Annotated in this window: 13 protein-coding genes; 7 read left to right on the top strand and 6 right to left on the bottom strand. The window is 63.7% G+C overall.

Translation table 11 applies throughout. The features are described 5' to 3' along the window. Positions 1–11 precede the first annotated feature (11 nt). The 3 genes from G3O06_RS09540 to G3O06_RS09530 all read right to left on the bottom strand — a co-directional run bounded on the left by G3O06_RS09540 (position 12) and on the right by G3O06_RS09530 (position 2,492). Complete coding sequence (locus tag G3O06_RS09540; protein WP_205815842.1) at positions 12–815, bottom strand: SDR family oxidoreductase; 804 nt, start codon at positions 813–815, stop codon at positions 12–14. Continuing rightward, positions 815–1,447 carry a GTP cyclohydrolase I FolE gene (gene folE / locus G3O06_RS09535; RefSeq protein WP_205815841.1) on the bottom strand — a complete coding sequence of 211 codons (633 nt, stop codon included), beginning with the start codon at positions 1,445–1,447 and terminating at the stop codon, positions 815–817. Before folE ends, G3O06_RS09540 begins: the two co-directional genes overlap by 1 nt. A 118-nt stretch (positions 1,448–1,565) precedes the next feature. After that, positions 1,566–2,492, bottom strand: coding sequence for a LysR family transcriptional regulator (locus G3O06_RS09530; protein WP_069250399.1), 927 nt, complete (start codon positions 2,490–2,492; stop codon positions 1,566–1,568). Between the two features lie 116 nt (positions 2,493–2,608). Between G3O06_RS09530 and pobA the strand changes: the two genes are divergently transcribed. The 7 genes from pobA to G3O06_RS09495 all read left to right on the top strand — a co-directional run bounded on the left by pobA (position 2,609) and on the right by G3O06_RS09495 (position 9,646). Beyond that, complete coding sequence (gene pobA / locus G3O06_RS09525) at positions 2,609–3,841, top strand: 4-hydroxybenzoate 3-monooxygenase (protein ID WP_174967822.1); 1,233 nt, start codon at positions 2,609–2,611, stop codon at positions 3,839–3,841. 142 nt (positions 3,842–3,983) lie between these two features. Further along, a complete protein-coding gene (locus G3O06_RS09520) occupies positions 3,984–4,697 on the top strand; it encodes a 3-oxoacid CoA-transferase subunit A (RefSeq protein ID WP_085038225.1) in 714 nt (237 codons plus the stop codon). Between the two features lie 11 nt (positions 4,698–4,708). Then, on the top strand, positions 4,709–5,365 hold the full coding sequence (locus G3O06_RS09515; protein WP_034189746.1) for a CoA transferase subunit B: 657 nt from the start codon (positions 4,709–4,711) through the stop codon (positions 5,363–5,365). Positions 5,366–5,453: 88 nt separating this feature from the next. Beyond that, entirely contained in the window at positions 5,454–6,812 is a 1,359-nt protein-coding gene (locus G3O06_RS09510) for a 3-carboxy-cis,cis-muconate cycloisomerase (protein WP_205815840.1), read from the top strand. A gap of 13 nt (positions 6,813–6,825) precedes the next feature. Continuing rightward, a complete protein-coding gene (pcaD, locus tag G3O06_RS09505) occupies positions 6,826–7,611 on the top strand; it encodes a 3-oxoadipate enol-lactonase (RefSeq protein ID WP_205815839.1) in 786 nt (261 codons plus the stop codon). 10 nt (positions 7,612–7,621) lie between these two features. Beyond that, entirely contained in the window at positions 7,622–8,011 is a 390-nt protein-coding gene (gene pcaC / locus G3O06_RS09500; protein WP_011356714.1) for a 4-carboxymuconolactone decarboxylase, read from the top strand. A 276-nt stretch (positions 8,012–8,287) separates the two neighbouring features. Beyond that, a complete protein-coding gene (locus G3O06_RS09495; protein ID WP_174967825.1) occupies positions 8,288–9,646 on the top strand; it encodes an MFS transporter in 1,359 nt (452 codons plus the stop codon). Positions 9,647–9,706: 60 nt separating this feature from the next. Here the strand turns inward: G3O06_RS09495 and G3O06_RS09490 are convergent, their stop codons facing one another. The 3 genes from G3O06_RS09490 to G3O06_RS09480 form a co-directional block, all read right to left on the bottom strand. Further along, positions 9,707–9,955 (bottom strand): hypothetical protein, encoded by a 249-nt coding sequence (locus tag G3O06_RS09490; RefSeq protein ID WP_174967826.1) that lies wholly within the window; start codon positions 9,953–9,955, stop codon positions 9,707–9,709. A 110-nt stretch (positions 9,956–10,065) separates the two neighbouring features. Beyond that, positions 10,066–10,680 carry a LysE family translocator gene (locus G3O06_RS09485; protein ID WP_174967827.1) on the bottom strand — a complete coding sequence of 205 codons (615 nt, stop codon included), beginning with the start codon at positions 10,678–10,680 and terminating at the stop codon, positions 10,066–10,068. A gap of 535 nt (positions 10,681–11,215) precedes the next feature. Beyond that, positions 11,216–15,322: a P-loop NTPase fold protein gene (locus tag G3O06_RS09480; RefSeq protein WP_205815838.1), complete on the bottom strand. Its 4,107-nt coding sequence runs from the start codon at positions 15,320–15,322 to the stop codon at positions 11,216–11,218. Positions 15,323–15,529 lie beyond the last annotated feature (207 nt).

The following is a 15,529-nucleotide window of genomic DNA, read 5'->3' as shown; positions in this document are numbered from 1 at the left end:
GCGCGCGTCGGTCAGTGCTTGCCGTCGGGCGCGCGGTGCTTGTACAGCACGTCCTGGTCGACGCGGATCAGGTTCTGCCCCGCATCGACGACGAAATCCACACCGTTGTACGCGTTGCCGGTCAGCATCAGGATCGCGCTCGCGACGTCGTCGGGGCCCGCGATGCGCGCGAGCGGCGTCGATGCGCGGCTCGCGTGTTCGAAGTCGGCCTGCGTCTGGTCGTCGCTCGGCAGCATCAGGCCGGGGAACACCGCATTCACGCGCAACACCGGCGCGGACGACAGCGCGAGCATCTGCGTGAGGTTGCCGAGCGCGGCCTTCGCGACCGTGTAACTGAAATGATCGCGGTGAAAGTTTTCCTTGATCTTCTGGTCGACCACATTCACGACGACACCCTGCGTGCCGGCCGCACGGGCCCGTTCATAGAACGCGCGCGTGAGCAGGATCGGCGCGCGGCAGTTGACGGCCCACGCCTGGTCGAATGCCGCGAGGTCGAAGCTCGGGAAATGGTCCTGCCAGAATACCGACGCATTGTTGACGAGCACGTCGAGGCGCCCGAAGCGTGCGTACACCTGGTCGATCAGCGCGGTGATCTGCGCGGCGTCCGACAGGTCGGCCTGCAACGCCACCGAATCGTGCCCGCGTTCGGCGATCGCGCGGGCCGCTGCCTGCGCGGCATCGGCCGAACGGTCGTAATGCACCGCGGTGCGGTAGCCGTGCGCGGCGAAATACTCGGCGAACGCGCGCCCGGCCCGGCGCGCGGCGCCGGTCACCAGCACGACGGGCGCGTGCGCCGCTTGCTTCGTCTGCGCCATTACGTGTTCGTCAGATTGACCGAGGAAGGATTCGCGACGATCGACAGGAATTCGCGCCGGGTCGACGGATCGGTGCGGAACGTACCGAGCATGCGCGACGTGACCATCTCGACCCCCGGCTTGTGCACGCCGCGCGTCGAGATGCACTGGTGCGCGGCTTCGAGGATCACGCCGACGCCCTTCGGCTGCAGCACGTCGAACAGCGTGTCGGCGATCTGCACGGTCATCTTTTCCTGGATCTGCAGGCGCTTCGCGAACGCGTCGACGAGGCGCGCGAGCTTCGAGATGCCGACCACGCGATGGTTCGGCAGATACGCGACGTGTGCGCGGCCGATGATCGGCACCATGTGGTGCTCGCAGTAGCTCTCGAAGCGGATGTCCTTCAGCACGATCATTTCGTCGTAGCCATCGACTTCGCTGAACGTGCGCGCGAGGATGTCGCGCGGCTCCAGCGCATAGCCGGCGAAGAACTGCTCATAGGCGCGCACGACGCGTGCGGGCGTGTCGATCAGGCCTTCGCGCGCGGGATCGTCGCCGGCCCAGCGCAACAGCACGCGGACTGCGTCTTCTGCTTCGTCACGGCTCGGGCGGGATGCGGTCGGCTCGGGCCGTGCGGACTTCTTTTTACCCATCTATCTGCTCCATCGAATGCCGCCGCCGGGGCGGCGCGGAATCCGGGCATTGTTTCATGCTTTCGCGGGTCGCGTGCGAGGCCTGGGGCCAGACCTTGGCGCGAACGGGCCCTGGCACTCACTTCGGCCATTCGTCCTGCTCGTCGTTGAACAGCGACGCGACGACGCCGCGCAGCCACGCGGTGCGCGGATCGTTGTGGTACTTGCGATGCCAGTGTTGCTTCAGGTCGAAGCGCGGCAGCGCGAGCGGCGGCTCGACGGGCACGATGAACGCATGCTCGGCCGCGTACGCATAGCCGATCGCATGCGGCACCGTCGCGATCAGGTCGGTGCGGCTCAGGATGAACGGCAGGCTCATGAAGTGGGGCGTCTCGAGCACCGCGCGGCGCTGCATGCGCTGCTTCGCGAGATATTTCTCGAGCACCTCCTGGCTGCGGCCTTCGGCGCGCACCACCGCGTGCCCGCACGTGAGGAACTGCTCGACCGTGAACGGCGGCGCCTGTTCGAACGGATGGCCGCGCCGCATCAGGCACACGAACCGGTGCGTGAACAACCGTTGCTGGAAGAAGTTGTTGCCGTCGAGATCGGGGAAGTAGCCGACCGCGAGATCGATCGACCCGGCTTCGAGGCCGCGACCGACTTCGTCGTGCGCGAGCGAGACCGAACGCAGGTTCGCGTGCGGCGCGCGCGTCGCGAACGCCTGCAGCAGCTTCGGCAGGAACACGATCTCGCCGACGTCCGACAGCGCGATCGAGAACGTATGCGTGCTCGCGGCCGGGTCGAAGTCGTGCGGCGCGACGAGGCCGCGCTCGATCTGCGCGAGCGCGTCGCGGGCGGCCGGCAGCAGCGCGAGCGCACGCGGTGTCGGCTCCATCCCGCGCGACGTGCGCACGAACAGCGGATCGCCGAAGTACTCGCGCAGGCGGCCGAGCGCCGTGCTCACGCGCGGCTGGCTGACGCCGAGCAGGTCGCCCGCGCGGCTCACGTTGCGCGTGTCGTCGAGCGCGACGAGGTAGGGAATGAGGTTCAGATCGAGCGCATCCATCGCCAGGCCAGTATCGTCAAAACGTATACAACATATCTCCTGAATCGCGTTGCCGCATAGTCGGGAAAGCGCTCAAATGTGTTCGACGATTCGAATTAATGTTCAGGAGACGAACAATGCGCACCCAGGTCGCCATCATCGGCGCCGGTCCGTCCGGCCTTTTGCTTTCCCATCTGCTGCGCCTGCAAGGCGTCGATTCCATCCTCGTCGAAGCGCGTTCGCGCGAATACTGCGAGAACCGCATCCGCGCCGGCGTGCTGGAGCAGGGCACGGTCGACACGCTGAACGAAGCCGGCCTCGGCGACCGGATGCGCCGCGAAGGGCTCGAACACCACGGCATCGAGCTGCTGTTCTCGGGCCAGCGCCATCGCATCGACCTGTCCGCGCTCACCGGCGGGCGCGCGATCACCGTCTACAGCCAGCACGAAGTGGTGCGCGACCTGATCGCGGCCGGCGTCGAGCACGGCCACGCGATGCACTTCGAAGTCAGCGACGTCGCGTTGCACGACGTCGAAGGCGAGCACCCGTTCGTCACGTTCAAGCATGCCGACGGCCGCGAAGACCGCATCGACTGCGACTACATTGCCGGCTGCGACGGCTTCCATGGCATCGCGCGCCAGACGATTCCGGCCGAACGGCTGAACACGTTCGAGCGCGTCTATCCGTTCGCGTGGCTCGGCATCCTCGCCGACGCGGCGCCGTCGCTCGACGAGCTCGTCTACGCGCATCACGACAACGGCTTCGCGCTGTTCTCGATGCGCTCGCCGACGGTCACGCGCCTGTACCTGCAATGCAAACCCGACGAAGACCTGACCGAATGGTCGGATACGCGGATCTGGGACGAATTGCACACGCGCTTCTCGAACGACACCGGCTGGACGCCGACCGAGGGCCGGATCACGCAGAAAAGCGTGACGCCGATGCGCAGCTTCGTGTCCGAGACGATGCAGCACGGGCGCCTGTTCCTCGCCGGCGATGCCGCGCACATCGTGCCGCCGACCGGCGCGAAAGGGATGAACCTGGCGGTGGCCGACGTCCGCGCGCTGTCCCGCGCGCTCGGTGCGCGCTACCGCAACGGTGACGCGACGCTGCTCGACACGTATTCGGCGACCTGCCTCGAGCGTGTGTGGCGCGCCGAGCACTTCTCGTACTTCATGACGAACATGCTGCATTCGTCGCCGGAAGACTCGCCGTTCGTCAATCGCCTGAAGTTTGCCGAGCTGAAATACGTGACGCGCTCGCGGGCCGCCGCGCAGTCGCTCGCCGAAAACTACGTCGGGCTGCCGTTCGACGACGCAGCGGCCCCCGAGGGAACCCGCCTTGACAACGCGCTGTGCGCGACTCTATGATCGGCCATCGTTCGCTAATCGAATCTAGGTTCGAATAGCGAACAAATACCGGAGTCGATATCGGCCCCGGCGCGGCACGCGGCACGCGCGTGTCCCCTCGACAGGCCGCGCATCGAGCCGCGGGTTCGTATCAGGAAGAGACATGGTCAACAAGATTTTCGAATCGCTTCAGTCGGCGGTGGCCGACATCCACGACGGCGCGACAATCATGATCGGCGGCTTCGGCACGGCAGGCATGCCGTCCGAGCTGATCGACGCGCTGATCGAACAGGGCGCGCGCGACCTGACGATCGTCAACAACAACGCAGGCAACGGCGAGACGGGCCTCGCGGCACTGCTGAAGGCGAAGCAGGTACGCAAGATCATCTGCTCGTTCCCGCGCCAGAGCGACTCGCAGGTGTTCGATGGGCTGTACCGCGCCGGCGAGATCGAGCTGGAGCTCGTGCCGCAGGGCAACCTCGCGGAGCGCATTCGCGCGGCGGGCGCCGGCATCGGCGGCTTCTTCACGCCGACCGGCTACGGCACCAAGCTCGCGGAAGGCAAGGAAACGCGCGTGATCGACGGCAAGCCGTATGTGTTCGAGACGCCGATCCACGCCGATTTCGCGCTCGTGAAGGCATACAAGGGCGATCGCTGGGGCAATCTCGTGTATCGCAAGACCGCGCGCAACTTCGGGCCGATCATGGCCAGCGCCGCGAAGGTCGCGATCGTGCAGGTGTCGGAAGTCGTTCCGCTCGGCGCGCTGAACCCGGAACACATCGTGACGCCGGGCATTTTCGTCCAGCGCGTCGTCGAGGTGCCGCAGGCCGCGCACGCGGCCGAGCTGGCCGCCGAACACGCATCGCAAGCCGCCTGAGGAGACCCGACATGAAACGACTGACCCGCGATGAAATGGCCAAGCGCGTCGCCCAGGACATCCCCGAAGGCGCGTACGTGAACCTCGGCATCGGCGTGCCGACGCTGGTGGCGAACCACCTCGACCCGAGCAAGGAAATCTTCCTGCACAGCGAGAACGGGCTGCTCGGCATGGGCCCGGCGCCCGCGCCCGGCGAGGAAGACGACGAACTGATCAACGCCGGCAAGCAGCACGTGACGCTGCTCACCGGCGGCGCGTATTTCCACCACGCGGATTCGTTCGCGATGATGCGCGGCGGCCACCTCGACTACTGCGTGCTCGGCGCGTTCCAGGTGTCCGCGACCGGCGACCTCGCGAACTGGCATACGGGCGCGCCCGATGCGATTCCGGCCGTCGGCGGCGCGATGGATCTCGCGATCGGCGCGAAGCAGGTGTTCGTGATGATGGAGCACCTGACGAAGCAGGGCGAGAGCAAGATCGTCGCGCAGTGCTCGTATCCGGTTACCGGCGTGCAGTGCGTGAGCCGCATCTATACGGATCTCGCCGTGCTCGACGTGACGGCCGACGGCCTCGCGGTGAGCGAGATCTTCACCGACCTGTCGTTCGACGAACTGCAGAAGCTGACCGGCGTGCCGCTGATCGACGCGACGCAAAAGGCCGCTGCCTGAACCGCGAGCGTGCCGGCGCGTGCGCTTGCGCGCATGCCGGCGCGCTTGGGTGGACAATAGGCGCACGCCGTTTCCCCAATCTGATGCCATGCTCGAAGACAGCGCCCGCCTGACCTCCCTCATCTGCGGCACCGAGCCGCTCAACCGGATCTGGTCGCCCCGCGCGACGATCCAGCGGATGCTCGACGTCGAAGCCGCGCTCGCGCGTGCGCTTGCCGCGCAGCAGGTGATTCCCGCGGCCGCGGTCGCGCCGATCGAACGCGCGTGCGATGCAAGCCGGCTCGACGCCGAGGCACTCGCACATGGCGCGGCGCTCGGCGGCAATCTCGCGATTCCGCTCGTCAAGCAGCTCACCGCGCAGGTGAAGGCCGACGACCCCGAGGCCGCGAAGTTCGTGCACTGGGGGGCGACGAGCCAGGACATCATCGATACCGCCACTGTGCTGCAGTTGCGCGACACGCTCGACGTGCTCGAGCCGATGCTCGACGAAGCGTGTGCGTCGCTTGCGACGCTCGCGTGCGCGCATCGTGCGACGCCGATGATCGGCCGCACGTGGTTGCAGCAGGCACTGCCGATCACGCTCGGCCTGAAATTCGCGCAATGGCTCGACGCGTTGCTGCGCCATCGCGCGCGCTTCGCCGAATTGCGCGAGCGTGCGCTCGTGCTGCAGTTCGGTGGCGCGGCCGGCACGCTCGCGAGCCTGCGCGAGCACGCGGCCGGCGTCACGGCCGCGCTTGCGGCGGACCTCAAGCTCGCGGTACCGGCCGTGCCGTGGCACACGCAGCGCGATCGCATCGCGGAAGCCGCATCCTGCTTCGGGATGCTGACCGGTACGCTCGGCAAGATCGCGCGCGACGTGTCGCTGCAGATGCAGACCGAAGTCGGCGAGCTCGGCGAACCGGCCGCCGCCGGCAAGGGCGGCTCGTCGACGATGCCGCACAAGCGCAACCCGGTCGGCTGCGCGGCGGTGCTTACCGCCGCCGTACGCGCGCCGAACCTCGTCGCAACCGTGTTCGCGGGCATGGTCCAGGAACATGAGCGCGCACTCGGCGGCTGGCAGGCCGAATGGGATGCGCTGCCCGATCTCGCGCGCCTGACCGGCGGCGCGCTCGCGCAGATCGCGCAGATCGTCGCGGGCCTCGACGTGAACGCCGAACGCTTGGCCGCGAACCTCGACCTGACGCGCGGGCTGATTCTCGGCGAAGCGGTGATGCTCGCGCTCGGCGACAAGATCGGCCGGCTCGACGCGCATCACGTCGTCGAACATGCGTCGAAGGAAGCCGTGCGCACGGGCGCGACGCTGTTCGACGTGCTCGCTGCCGATGCGACCGTATCGGCGCACCTGTCGCGCGACGCGCTCGCGCGGCTGCTCGATCCCGCTCATTACGTCGGCGAGGCGCAGGCCTATGTCGACGCCGTGCTCGCGCTGCACGCGGGCGCGCAATAACCAGGAGAACAAGATGCCTTTCGCCACTGTCAACGGCGTGAAACTGCATTACCGGATCGACCGTGCCGCGCGCGACGACGCGCCGTGGCTCGTCTTCTCGAACTCGCTCGGCGCCGACCTGCAGATGTGGGCGCCGCAGATCCGCCCGCTCACGCAGCACTTCAACATCCTGCGCTACGACACGCGCGGCCACGGCCATTCCGATGCGCCGGCCGGTTCGTACACGATCGAGCAGCTCGCCGGCGACGTGATCGGCCTGCTCGACCACGTCGGCATCGCGCGCGCGCATTTCTGCGGGATCTCGATGGGCGGGCTGACGGGTGCGGCGCTGGCCGCACGCTTCCCGTCGCGTATCGTTCGCGCCGTGCTGTCGAACACCGCTGCGAAGATCGGTTCGCCGGAAGTGTGGGCGCCGCGTGCGCAGAAGGCGCGTGCCGAAGGGATGGCTGCGCTCGCCGACGCCGTGCTGCCGCGCTGGTTCACGGACGCGTTCGTCGAGCGTGAGCCGCGCCTGTTCGATGCGATCCGCGACACCTTCGTGCATACCGACAAGGACGGCTATGCGGCGAACTGCGATGCGCTGAACGCAGCCGACCTGCGCGAGGAAGTGAAGGGCATCGCGCTGCCGGTGCTCGTCGTGACCGGCGCGAAGGACATGTCGACGCCGCCCGACCAGGGCCGCGCGCTTGCCGCCGCGATTCCGGGTGCGCAGCACGTCGAATTCGACGCCGCGCATATTTCAAACATCGAGTGCACCGACGGCTTCAACCGCGCGCTGCTCGATTTCCTGATTGCGTGAGGCCCCGGCGATGGACGACCAGGAACGTTATGAAGCAGGGATGAAGGTGCGTCGCGCGGTGCTCGGCGACGCGCACGTCGACCGTTCGATCGAGAACCGCACCGAGGTGACCGACGAATTCCAGAACCTGATCACGCGCTATGCATGGGGCGAGATCTGGACGCGCGACGGCCTGCCGCGCCATACGCGCAGCCTGCTGACCATCGCGATGATGGTGGCGCTGAACCGCGGCGAGGAACTGGCGCTGCACCTGCGGGCCGCGCGCAACAACGGCGTGACGCGCGACGAGATCAAGGAAGTGCTGCTGCAGACCGCGATCTATTGCGGCGTGCCAGCCGCGAATTCCGCGTTCCATCTCGCGGACAAGATCTTCAAGGAACAAGATGGGGCCGCCGGTTAAGCGCCGGGCGTAGTCCGAGCTTGAGTCAAGGCCCGCTGACGGTTGGTGGGCCGTCGACGATGAACGAACGCGCCGGCAGAGTATCGGCGCGCGGCGCACCGGATGGCCGGTGCGCGAACAAAGGCAAGACGCGGTTCCGAGGCCGCGTCGCTTATAAACATAGTGGCTTTGCATGGGATCCGGGCAAGCGCTAAAGCGCCGGCTTGGATCGACCGCGAAGCATGGGATCCAAGTAAGCGCTAAAGCGCTAACTTGGATCGACACAGGAGACTAGCGATGAATCGCACACCCGTGGTCGATGTCCAGACCTTCATCAACGAGCAGCCGTTCGGCGGTTTTCAATGGCTCGTGTTCCTCATGTGTTTCGTGATCGTGCTGCTCGACGGCTTCGATACGGCCGCGATCGGCTTCATCGCGCCGTCGCTGCTCGGCGAATGGAACCTCACCAAACCTGATCTTGCGCCGGTGCTGAGCGCCGCGCTGTTCGGCCTCGCGTGCGGCGCGCTCGTGTCGGGCCCGCTGTCCGACAAACTCGGGCGCCGCTCGCTGCTGCTCGGCTCGGTATTCCTGTTCGGCGTCGCATGCCTGATGTCCGCATTCTCGACGACCATCGGGCACCTGACGATCCTGCGCTTCATCACCGGCGTCGGGCTGGGCGCGGCGATGCCGAACGCGGTCACGATGATGGGCGAGTTCTGCCCCGACAAGCGCCGTGCAACCGTGATCAACCTGATGTTCTGCGGTTTCCCGCTCGGCGCCGCGTTCGGCGGGTTCCTGGCTGCATGGATGATTCCGCATTTCGGCTGGCGCAGCGTGCTGATCCTCGGCGGCGTGACGCCGCTGCTGCTCGGCGTGCTGTTGCTGCTGAAGATGCCGGAATCGGTGCGCTTCATGGTCGCGAGCGGTCAGCACGTCGACAGGATCCGGGCCACCCTCGCGCGCATCTCGCGCGATGCGCTGAACGCCGGCTCGTTCGCGATGACGGAGACCGCGCCGCAGACCGGCAGCAAGGGCCTCGGCGTCGTGCTGTCGCGCTCGTACCTCGTCGGCTCGGTGATGTTGTGGCTCGCGTACTTCATGGGGCTCGTGATCTTCTACGCGTCGATCAACTGGATGCCGATTCTGCTGAAGGATGCCGGCCTGACGCCGAAGAGCGCGACGCTGATCTCCGCGCTGTTCCCGCTCGGCGGCGTGGGCGCGGTGCTGTGCGGCGTGCTGATGGACCGCTTCAACGCGAACCGCGTAATCGCCGTGTGCTACGCGCTGACGGCCGTGAGCGTCTATGCGATCGGGCAGGCTGCCGGTAACGTCGGGCTGCTCGTGCTGGTCGTGTTCGTGGCCGGCGTGCTGATGAACACCGCGCAATCGTCGATGCCGGCGCTCGCCGCCGCGTTCTATCCGACTGAAGGGCGCGGCACGGGTGTCGCATGGATGCTTGGCGTTGGCCGCTTCGGCGGGATTGCGGGATCGTTCCTCGTCGCCGAGCTGACGCGCCGTCATTTCTCGTTCGCGGGCGTGTTCGCGACGATCGCCGTCGCGGGCTTGCTCGCCTGTGTCGCGCTGCTGATCAAGCAGATGGCGCGGCCGCATGGCGTGACGCAGCCGGCAGGCAAGATCGAATCGCTCGGGCATTGAGCAAAGCGCGGGCCGGTGCGATGCGCCGGCCCGCCGATACGGCGGCCATCGGGCCGCCGGCTATTCTTCCGTGTCGTGTTGCTTCACGAAGTTGCGCAGATACGCGCGCAGCGCGGCCTCCCGGCTGCGATGATCGGCGAGGTTCGCGGCGCCCATCTCTTCCTCTTCACCGAACATCGCCGGCGGCGCGCAGTAGATGCCGATCTCGATGTCTTCGCGCAGCACACGAATCTCGTGCGTGAGCGGGTGATACTCGGCGATCCAGTGCATCCCCTCGATGTGTTCGCCCGCCCTCAGCAATGGCTTCATCGGCACTCTCCCGGCAGCAGCGGCGCAACCGGCGAAACGGTGGCGCGCGCCCGTAACAAAAGGGTACGCCTGCATCGGGCGAATCTCAACGGGCGCGCGGTGAGCGCTCACTACGCCAGCAGGTGCGCGATCAGCGGATACAGCGACAGGATCAGCAGTACGGCCATCGTCACGTTGAAGATGCGCAGCGCGCGGGCGTTCGACAGGAAGCGGCGCAGGCCGAGCCCGAACGCGGCCCACAGGCTGATGCACGGGAAGCCGATCAGGATGAACACGACGGCCATCCACGCGGCGTTCATCCCGTAGTCGGCGGACAGGCGGATCGTCGTCGCGGCGGTCAGCACCATCATCCATGCCTTCGGATTGATCCACTGGAACGCGGCGGCTTCGATGAACGTCATCGGCCGCGGCTTGCCGCCGTGCGCCTTCACTTCGCCCGACGTGCCGATGCGCCACGCGAGGTACAGCAGGTACGCGACGCTCGCGGCTTCGAGGATCGTGTACAGCAGCGGTATGCGCTTGAATACTTCTCCGAGGCCGAAGCCGACGCAGAGCATCAGGATCGCGACGCCGATGCTGATGCCGAACAGGTGCGGCATCGTGCGGCGGAAACCGAAATTGACGCCGGACGCGAGCAGCATCGTGTTGTTCGGGCCGGGCGTGATAGTCGTGACGAGCGCGAACAGCATGCCGGCGGGCAGCGCGCTCAGGGTGAGGAATTCCATCGCGGATTCTCCATGCGGTTCTGGACTGGGATGGAGGTCAGTTTAGCGACAGTTTTCTGTACAGTACCGGTACAGTTTGGTTGACGAATGCCGGTACGGGGGAGTGATGGGGTTGGAAGGGGGCGCGGGCTTGTTGTTGTCTCTTAGAAAAGATGTCCGCGGTCTCAAGAAATTGTCTTTGAATAAAAGACTGAATTCCTCGATTACTGGTTGCACTCTATGAGCTTCGATGAAAATATGATCGAAGAATATTTGGCTGCGGGTGACATCAGCGCAATGCTTGGTCAGCGGCATCGTGTCGTTTCGATCGCATGAGAGGCACTCAACTGCAGATTCGCATCCGAGGTTTTGGCTCGCGACAGATATTTTTTCTCAAGTACGGAGAGATGCGTCCCCAAAAGCAACAGAGCCGGCTTTGCGCCGGCTCTGTTACGTAAGCGTGCCTCGATTACAGGGGCGAATCTCGTCGGCCTTCGCGGGGCCTGCGTGGTCACGGCGAACTGATGATTGAGCAGTTCGCCGAAGCAGCGCGTATCTAACTTTCTTTCTGGATCCGGTCTTTGATCCGGTCAAGGTCTTTGGACGGTCCAAACGCACCAGAAAGGATCGGCAAATCGCTTGCCACCAGGCTTTCGATATTCAATCCCTTCAGTGCAACGTTGCCGACTAGTCGGTGCGCCATGGCACCTGCGTTGCCCTTGATCGTTTCCGTCCCGAACTCATGGAACCGGCTCATCAGGCCGCGTGCAAGGTCCGACCGTGTTTGGCCATCATGTATCAGTTTTTCAACAACCTGTTCGGTGTCGAAAACTGCGGCCGACAGAGCTTCGCTGTTCTGCACGCTCAAGGCGCGCGGAATCACGTCAACAAAGAATCCTTTGCCAAATGCATCAGAGCGTGAGACGGCTTGCCTCCAAAGTCTCGCCCGTTGTTCGTCAGGGACGGCACCGTCGACGAGCAGGTCGATCAGCAACATGCGTCCGCTGTCACCCTGAGCAGAAAGCCACACATTCAATGCAAAGTCTGCGTCTCCAGGCGCCTGAACGGCACCGCGACGAAGCAGCACAATGGTCACTGTCCGGCGCGTATCGTCTCCGGTGTGCCGTGATACGGCCTGCCATGCCTCACGGAGCGCTGCGATCTGTCCGGGCTCGCTGGTGTTCACCGTGCCGACGAGTGCATCAATCTGCTCGACCGACAGGTCGGGATATCGCCGGAAGAACGGTAACGCGGAATCAGGTTCGACCCGCCAAAGAGCGCATGCAGTCTCGATGATACGCACACGTTTTTCTTGCCCAACCAAGCCGCGGTCGAACATGTCGGACACGGAGTGGAGCACATCGTCCTTCATCACTGCCATGTTATTGATTGAAGTGGCGCAGGCCTCGTCAAACAGGACGGATGGGTCATATGGCGCGAGTGTCGGGGCAGACGCTGGCCAGCGGCCAACCATCCGTCGATGCAGGAACGCGTAGCTCGCTGGATGATTTTTGGCTTGCTGGAAAAGTTGCTGTAGCGAGTTTCCAAGTGTTTGGGGTGTTGCATAAGCGAGCACTGTTGCGATGGGCGGAAAAATCGCTTCTAGATAGTTACTGTTGCCGCTGCGGCTGGCGAGATTGCCTAAAGCGCTGTCCAGGTGCCCCTTGAATGGCGCCTTGTCCCAGCCGGGGGCGGGAAGCCCATCGACGAACGCGGAGTAACGGCTCGCCGTGGCATCGTTAATCGGTTCCGTAGTCAGAATAGCGTTCACTGAATTCATAACTGCGACCTTGAGGCTGTCATCCTCTTGGGGCAGAAGCTTCGTCAACATCTCAAGACACGGCAGGGGAAGATCGGAAATAACCCGTGGAGCCCATGTGGTCAACACTGCGGTGGCCAGTGCAGGGTTCACCCGACGCAGTTGGGAGACGACGTCGCACGCGTGTTGGGCTAGCACGTCTTCGCGGCTCCATGCTGTTGCAAGCGTGACCAGTTGTTGCAGCGCGCTGCCGTCAAGCGACTGTATCCGCGCCACAACCAGTTTCATCAACTCTGGGAATGCCTCATGAACGTCGACATCGGAACTGTCGTCTGGGATGTCCTGCAGTAGACGGGTGACAAATGCACTGACAAGCGACGAGATTTCAGCATCGGTGGCGAACCCATCATTTGACACGGCAACCTGCCAGGCGACTCCGACGGCATCTGGCTGCCTGAGCCTCATAAACCGGCATACGATTGGCCATGTTGCTCGCCGTGCCTCTTCCCCAACCGCCATCTGCGCCGAGAACACGTTTTTGGCTCGCTGCGTTGCGGCGTCCATGTCGAATGCTGCCGGCTGATCTTTTTCAAGTTCACTCGCAAGTGCTTCCGCGTAACGCGTCCCCAAAGAACCAGCGATGCTGCCAGTATCGGTTGAGAGCCAGGCTTCCAGCTCATCAAAGCTGAGCTGTCTGGAGGCGTTGGGAACGCGAACATTGCGAGCCAACAGCCAATCGAGGAACTGCGTGTCTTCCCTCGCTTCGAGGCCCTGTTCTCCACGCACACCGATGGCAAGCGCAACAATAGTTCTCACCATCTCTATCGCCTCGTCCAGACTCGGCGTTTGCCCGGAGTCAAGCTTGAGGCTCAGATCTTCGTCTCTTGCCATCGCGTCACCAATGAGACGGGAAGTTACAGCGCGCTTGTCGGAACCCGCAGCTTTGACGAGCAAATTCTTGATTCGTACAGGTCCGAGTTGCGATCGCAGGCTTGGACTTTCATCAAGCGTTCTGCAAAGTTCGTTGAGTACCTGTGCGAGGGGAGGGTCTGGAATTCGATCGACTACGTCCGCCATTACACGTGCGCCATTGGTGCGACGGACTTCCGTTTCGCCTCGGAGATCTTCAAAGAGGTTGTACAGATTCTTTGCCTGATCGACGCTCAAAGGCGAAAGATCATGATGCCTGCCCAGCCCCTCCAGAACACCATCGGTGTCGCCGGAGATGAATGCGTTTCGCAACTGCGCAATCTTTGGTCCGAGCCGCCGAGAGATAGGGTCTTCGGAGAGCAGTAGCAGGCTCTCCAGCGGCTGAGCCCATCGAACACCTACGAGCCCCGCGAGAAATTGACGCAGCGGCCTGAATTCCGGTCGTAATTGCGGCTTTTGTTTAGCGGAAGCCTCCTCTCCACCAGAGGCAGGCTCGGGGACCAGATACTTGTCGGCCAGGATTCGCTGGATCGACTCAGGACGCTCAGACAGACTCTGTCCTCTCACGACGACTTCGGTGAAATGAAAGAGAAGCTCGGGGTCATCCTGCAGTTCGCGATAAAAATCCGGGAAACTCACCTTCATGGCCGAAAGTGCGCCAAGTGAGATAGGGTGGTCAGTGACGGCCCCTTCGTGCAACCCGCCTGCACGATCGCTACCCACTCCATCGGCTTCACGCTTTTTGGCCAGCCACCACGATTGCTCGAACGCGTTGACAATTTGCAGCGCATTTCGCGGATCCTGCACGCCGACATGAATCATTCTGTCAACGACGGGTGCTAGGGGTACACCGCGCGCTGAGAGATCGGCTGCAACACCACCCATGCTGACCAATTTCCGGGTAGCAAACTCTCGCATGTCGTTGTGTGGTGGCGGCGGGATCTCCAGACGGAACTGGAAGATTCGGTCGAGGTACCGCCGGGCGTCAAACCGGTTGAACACCGTCGCGGGCAAATCGGCCGAGCGTCGGCCCTTGGCCAGCGCATCCGCGATCTTTCCTTCGTCACATGAAATAACGAATACCAGGCCGAGTCCATCTGGCAGGCGACCTTTGGGAATTTCCATGAACGTGCGTACGCCGTCCAGGCCGAGCACCATCTCTTCAGCAGACAACCGGTCGAGATCATCGACAAACACAACCAGCCGTTCACACTTCCTTCCATCCCGCCCGTCTGGGGATCTGTTTTCTCCGGCCTTGTAGCGGGACAGTTGTCCGAGCAACATATCCTCGTACTGCTCCGAACTCGTGCTGGGAAGCATAACCCGAGTCATGGCGGACGCGGCCTTCACCTCCGGTGGTTTCACATGCTTGAGCACGTATCCAAAGAGAAACGACACACACAACGATCCGGCCACTTTGGTCACATCTTGACCGGCGCCGAAGATCCAGTTGACGGCGGCGAGGACACCGACAAATGCGACCATTACCGCGAGCACGGCGGGAATCGGCAACAGCCAGGCGCGAAGCGTTTCCAGGCAGTATTGAAGCGCGGGCTTAGGTTGCTCCGAGACGTGGCTAATCTGGCGGAAGAGCCGGTCCTGCAGGCTTTCCTCGTGCCCGCCGAGCTCAAGGAATACGTGGCGTAGCAATGCTCGTTTGATGTCCTGGTCGCGCCCTCCGAAGCGCCATGCATTGAAGGTTATGCATTGAATTTTCTCCGATCGCTTCGTGCCTTGATGCTTAGTGGCATCGTTCCGAAGCTCTTCCATGTACATCTCTTTGATGCTGCTCTTGCCCGTACCCCAGCCACCGAGAAGGCCAATGCTGAAAGGCGTCGGGTGATCGCTTGATTCAATCAGACTACGTAACGCCAGTGCAAAATGACGATGACCAAACGCGTCGAGTTGAGTGTCCGCGATCTCCCGGTCCAGAACGGATGGCATCTCATTGGTGGTGGAAGTGTCTCTTTTCATTATCGTGTTTTAGTGGCATTGTTTTAAATTAAAATGAATCATAAGCCAATGCGATATTGTTGAGCGGCTATCGACATATGACTTGCCCCGCGGTTATCTCGCCTCCGGCATCGTCTAGACAGTTTTTTCGGCCCGGATGAGTGCATGGTAGCACCATAGTAGGTAAACTCATGCGGTTGCTGTTTGTGTGGCGTCGACGTGCCGCAC

Origin of the sequence: Burkholderia sp. Ac-20345, from assembly GCF_017104825.1 — a bacterium.
Lineage (GTDB): Bacteria > Pseudomonadota > Gammaproteobacteria > Burkholderiales > Burkholderiaceae > Burkholderia > Burkholderia lata_B.
This window is presented reverse-complemented; position numbering and strand designations above follow the sequence as displayed.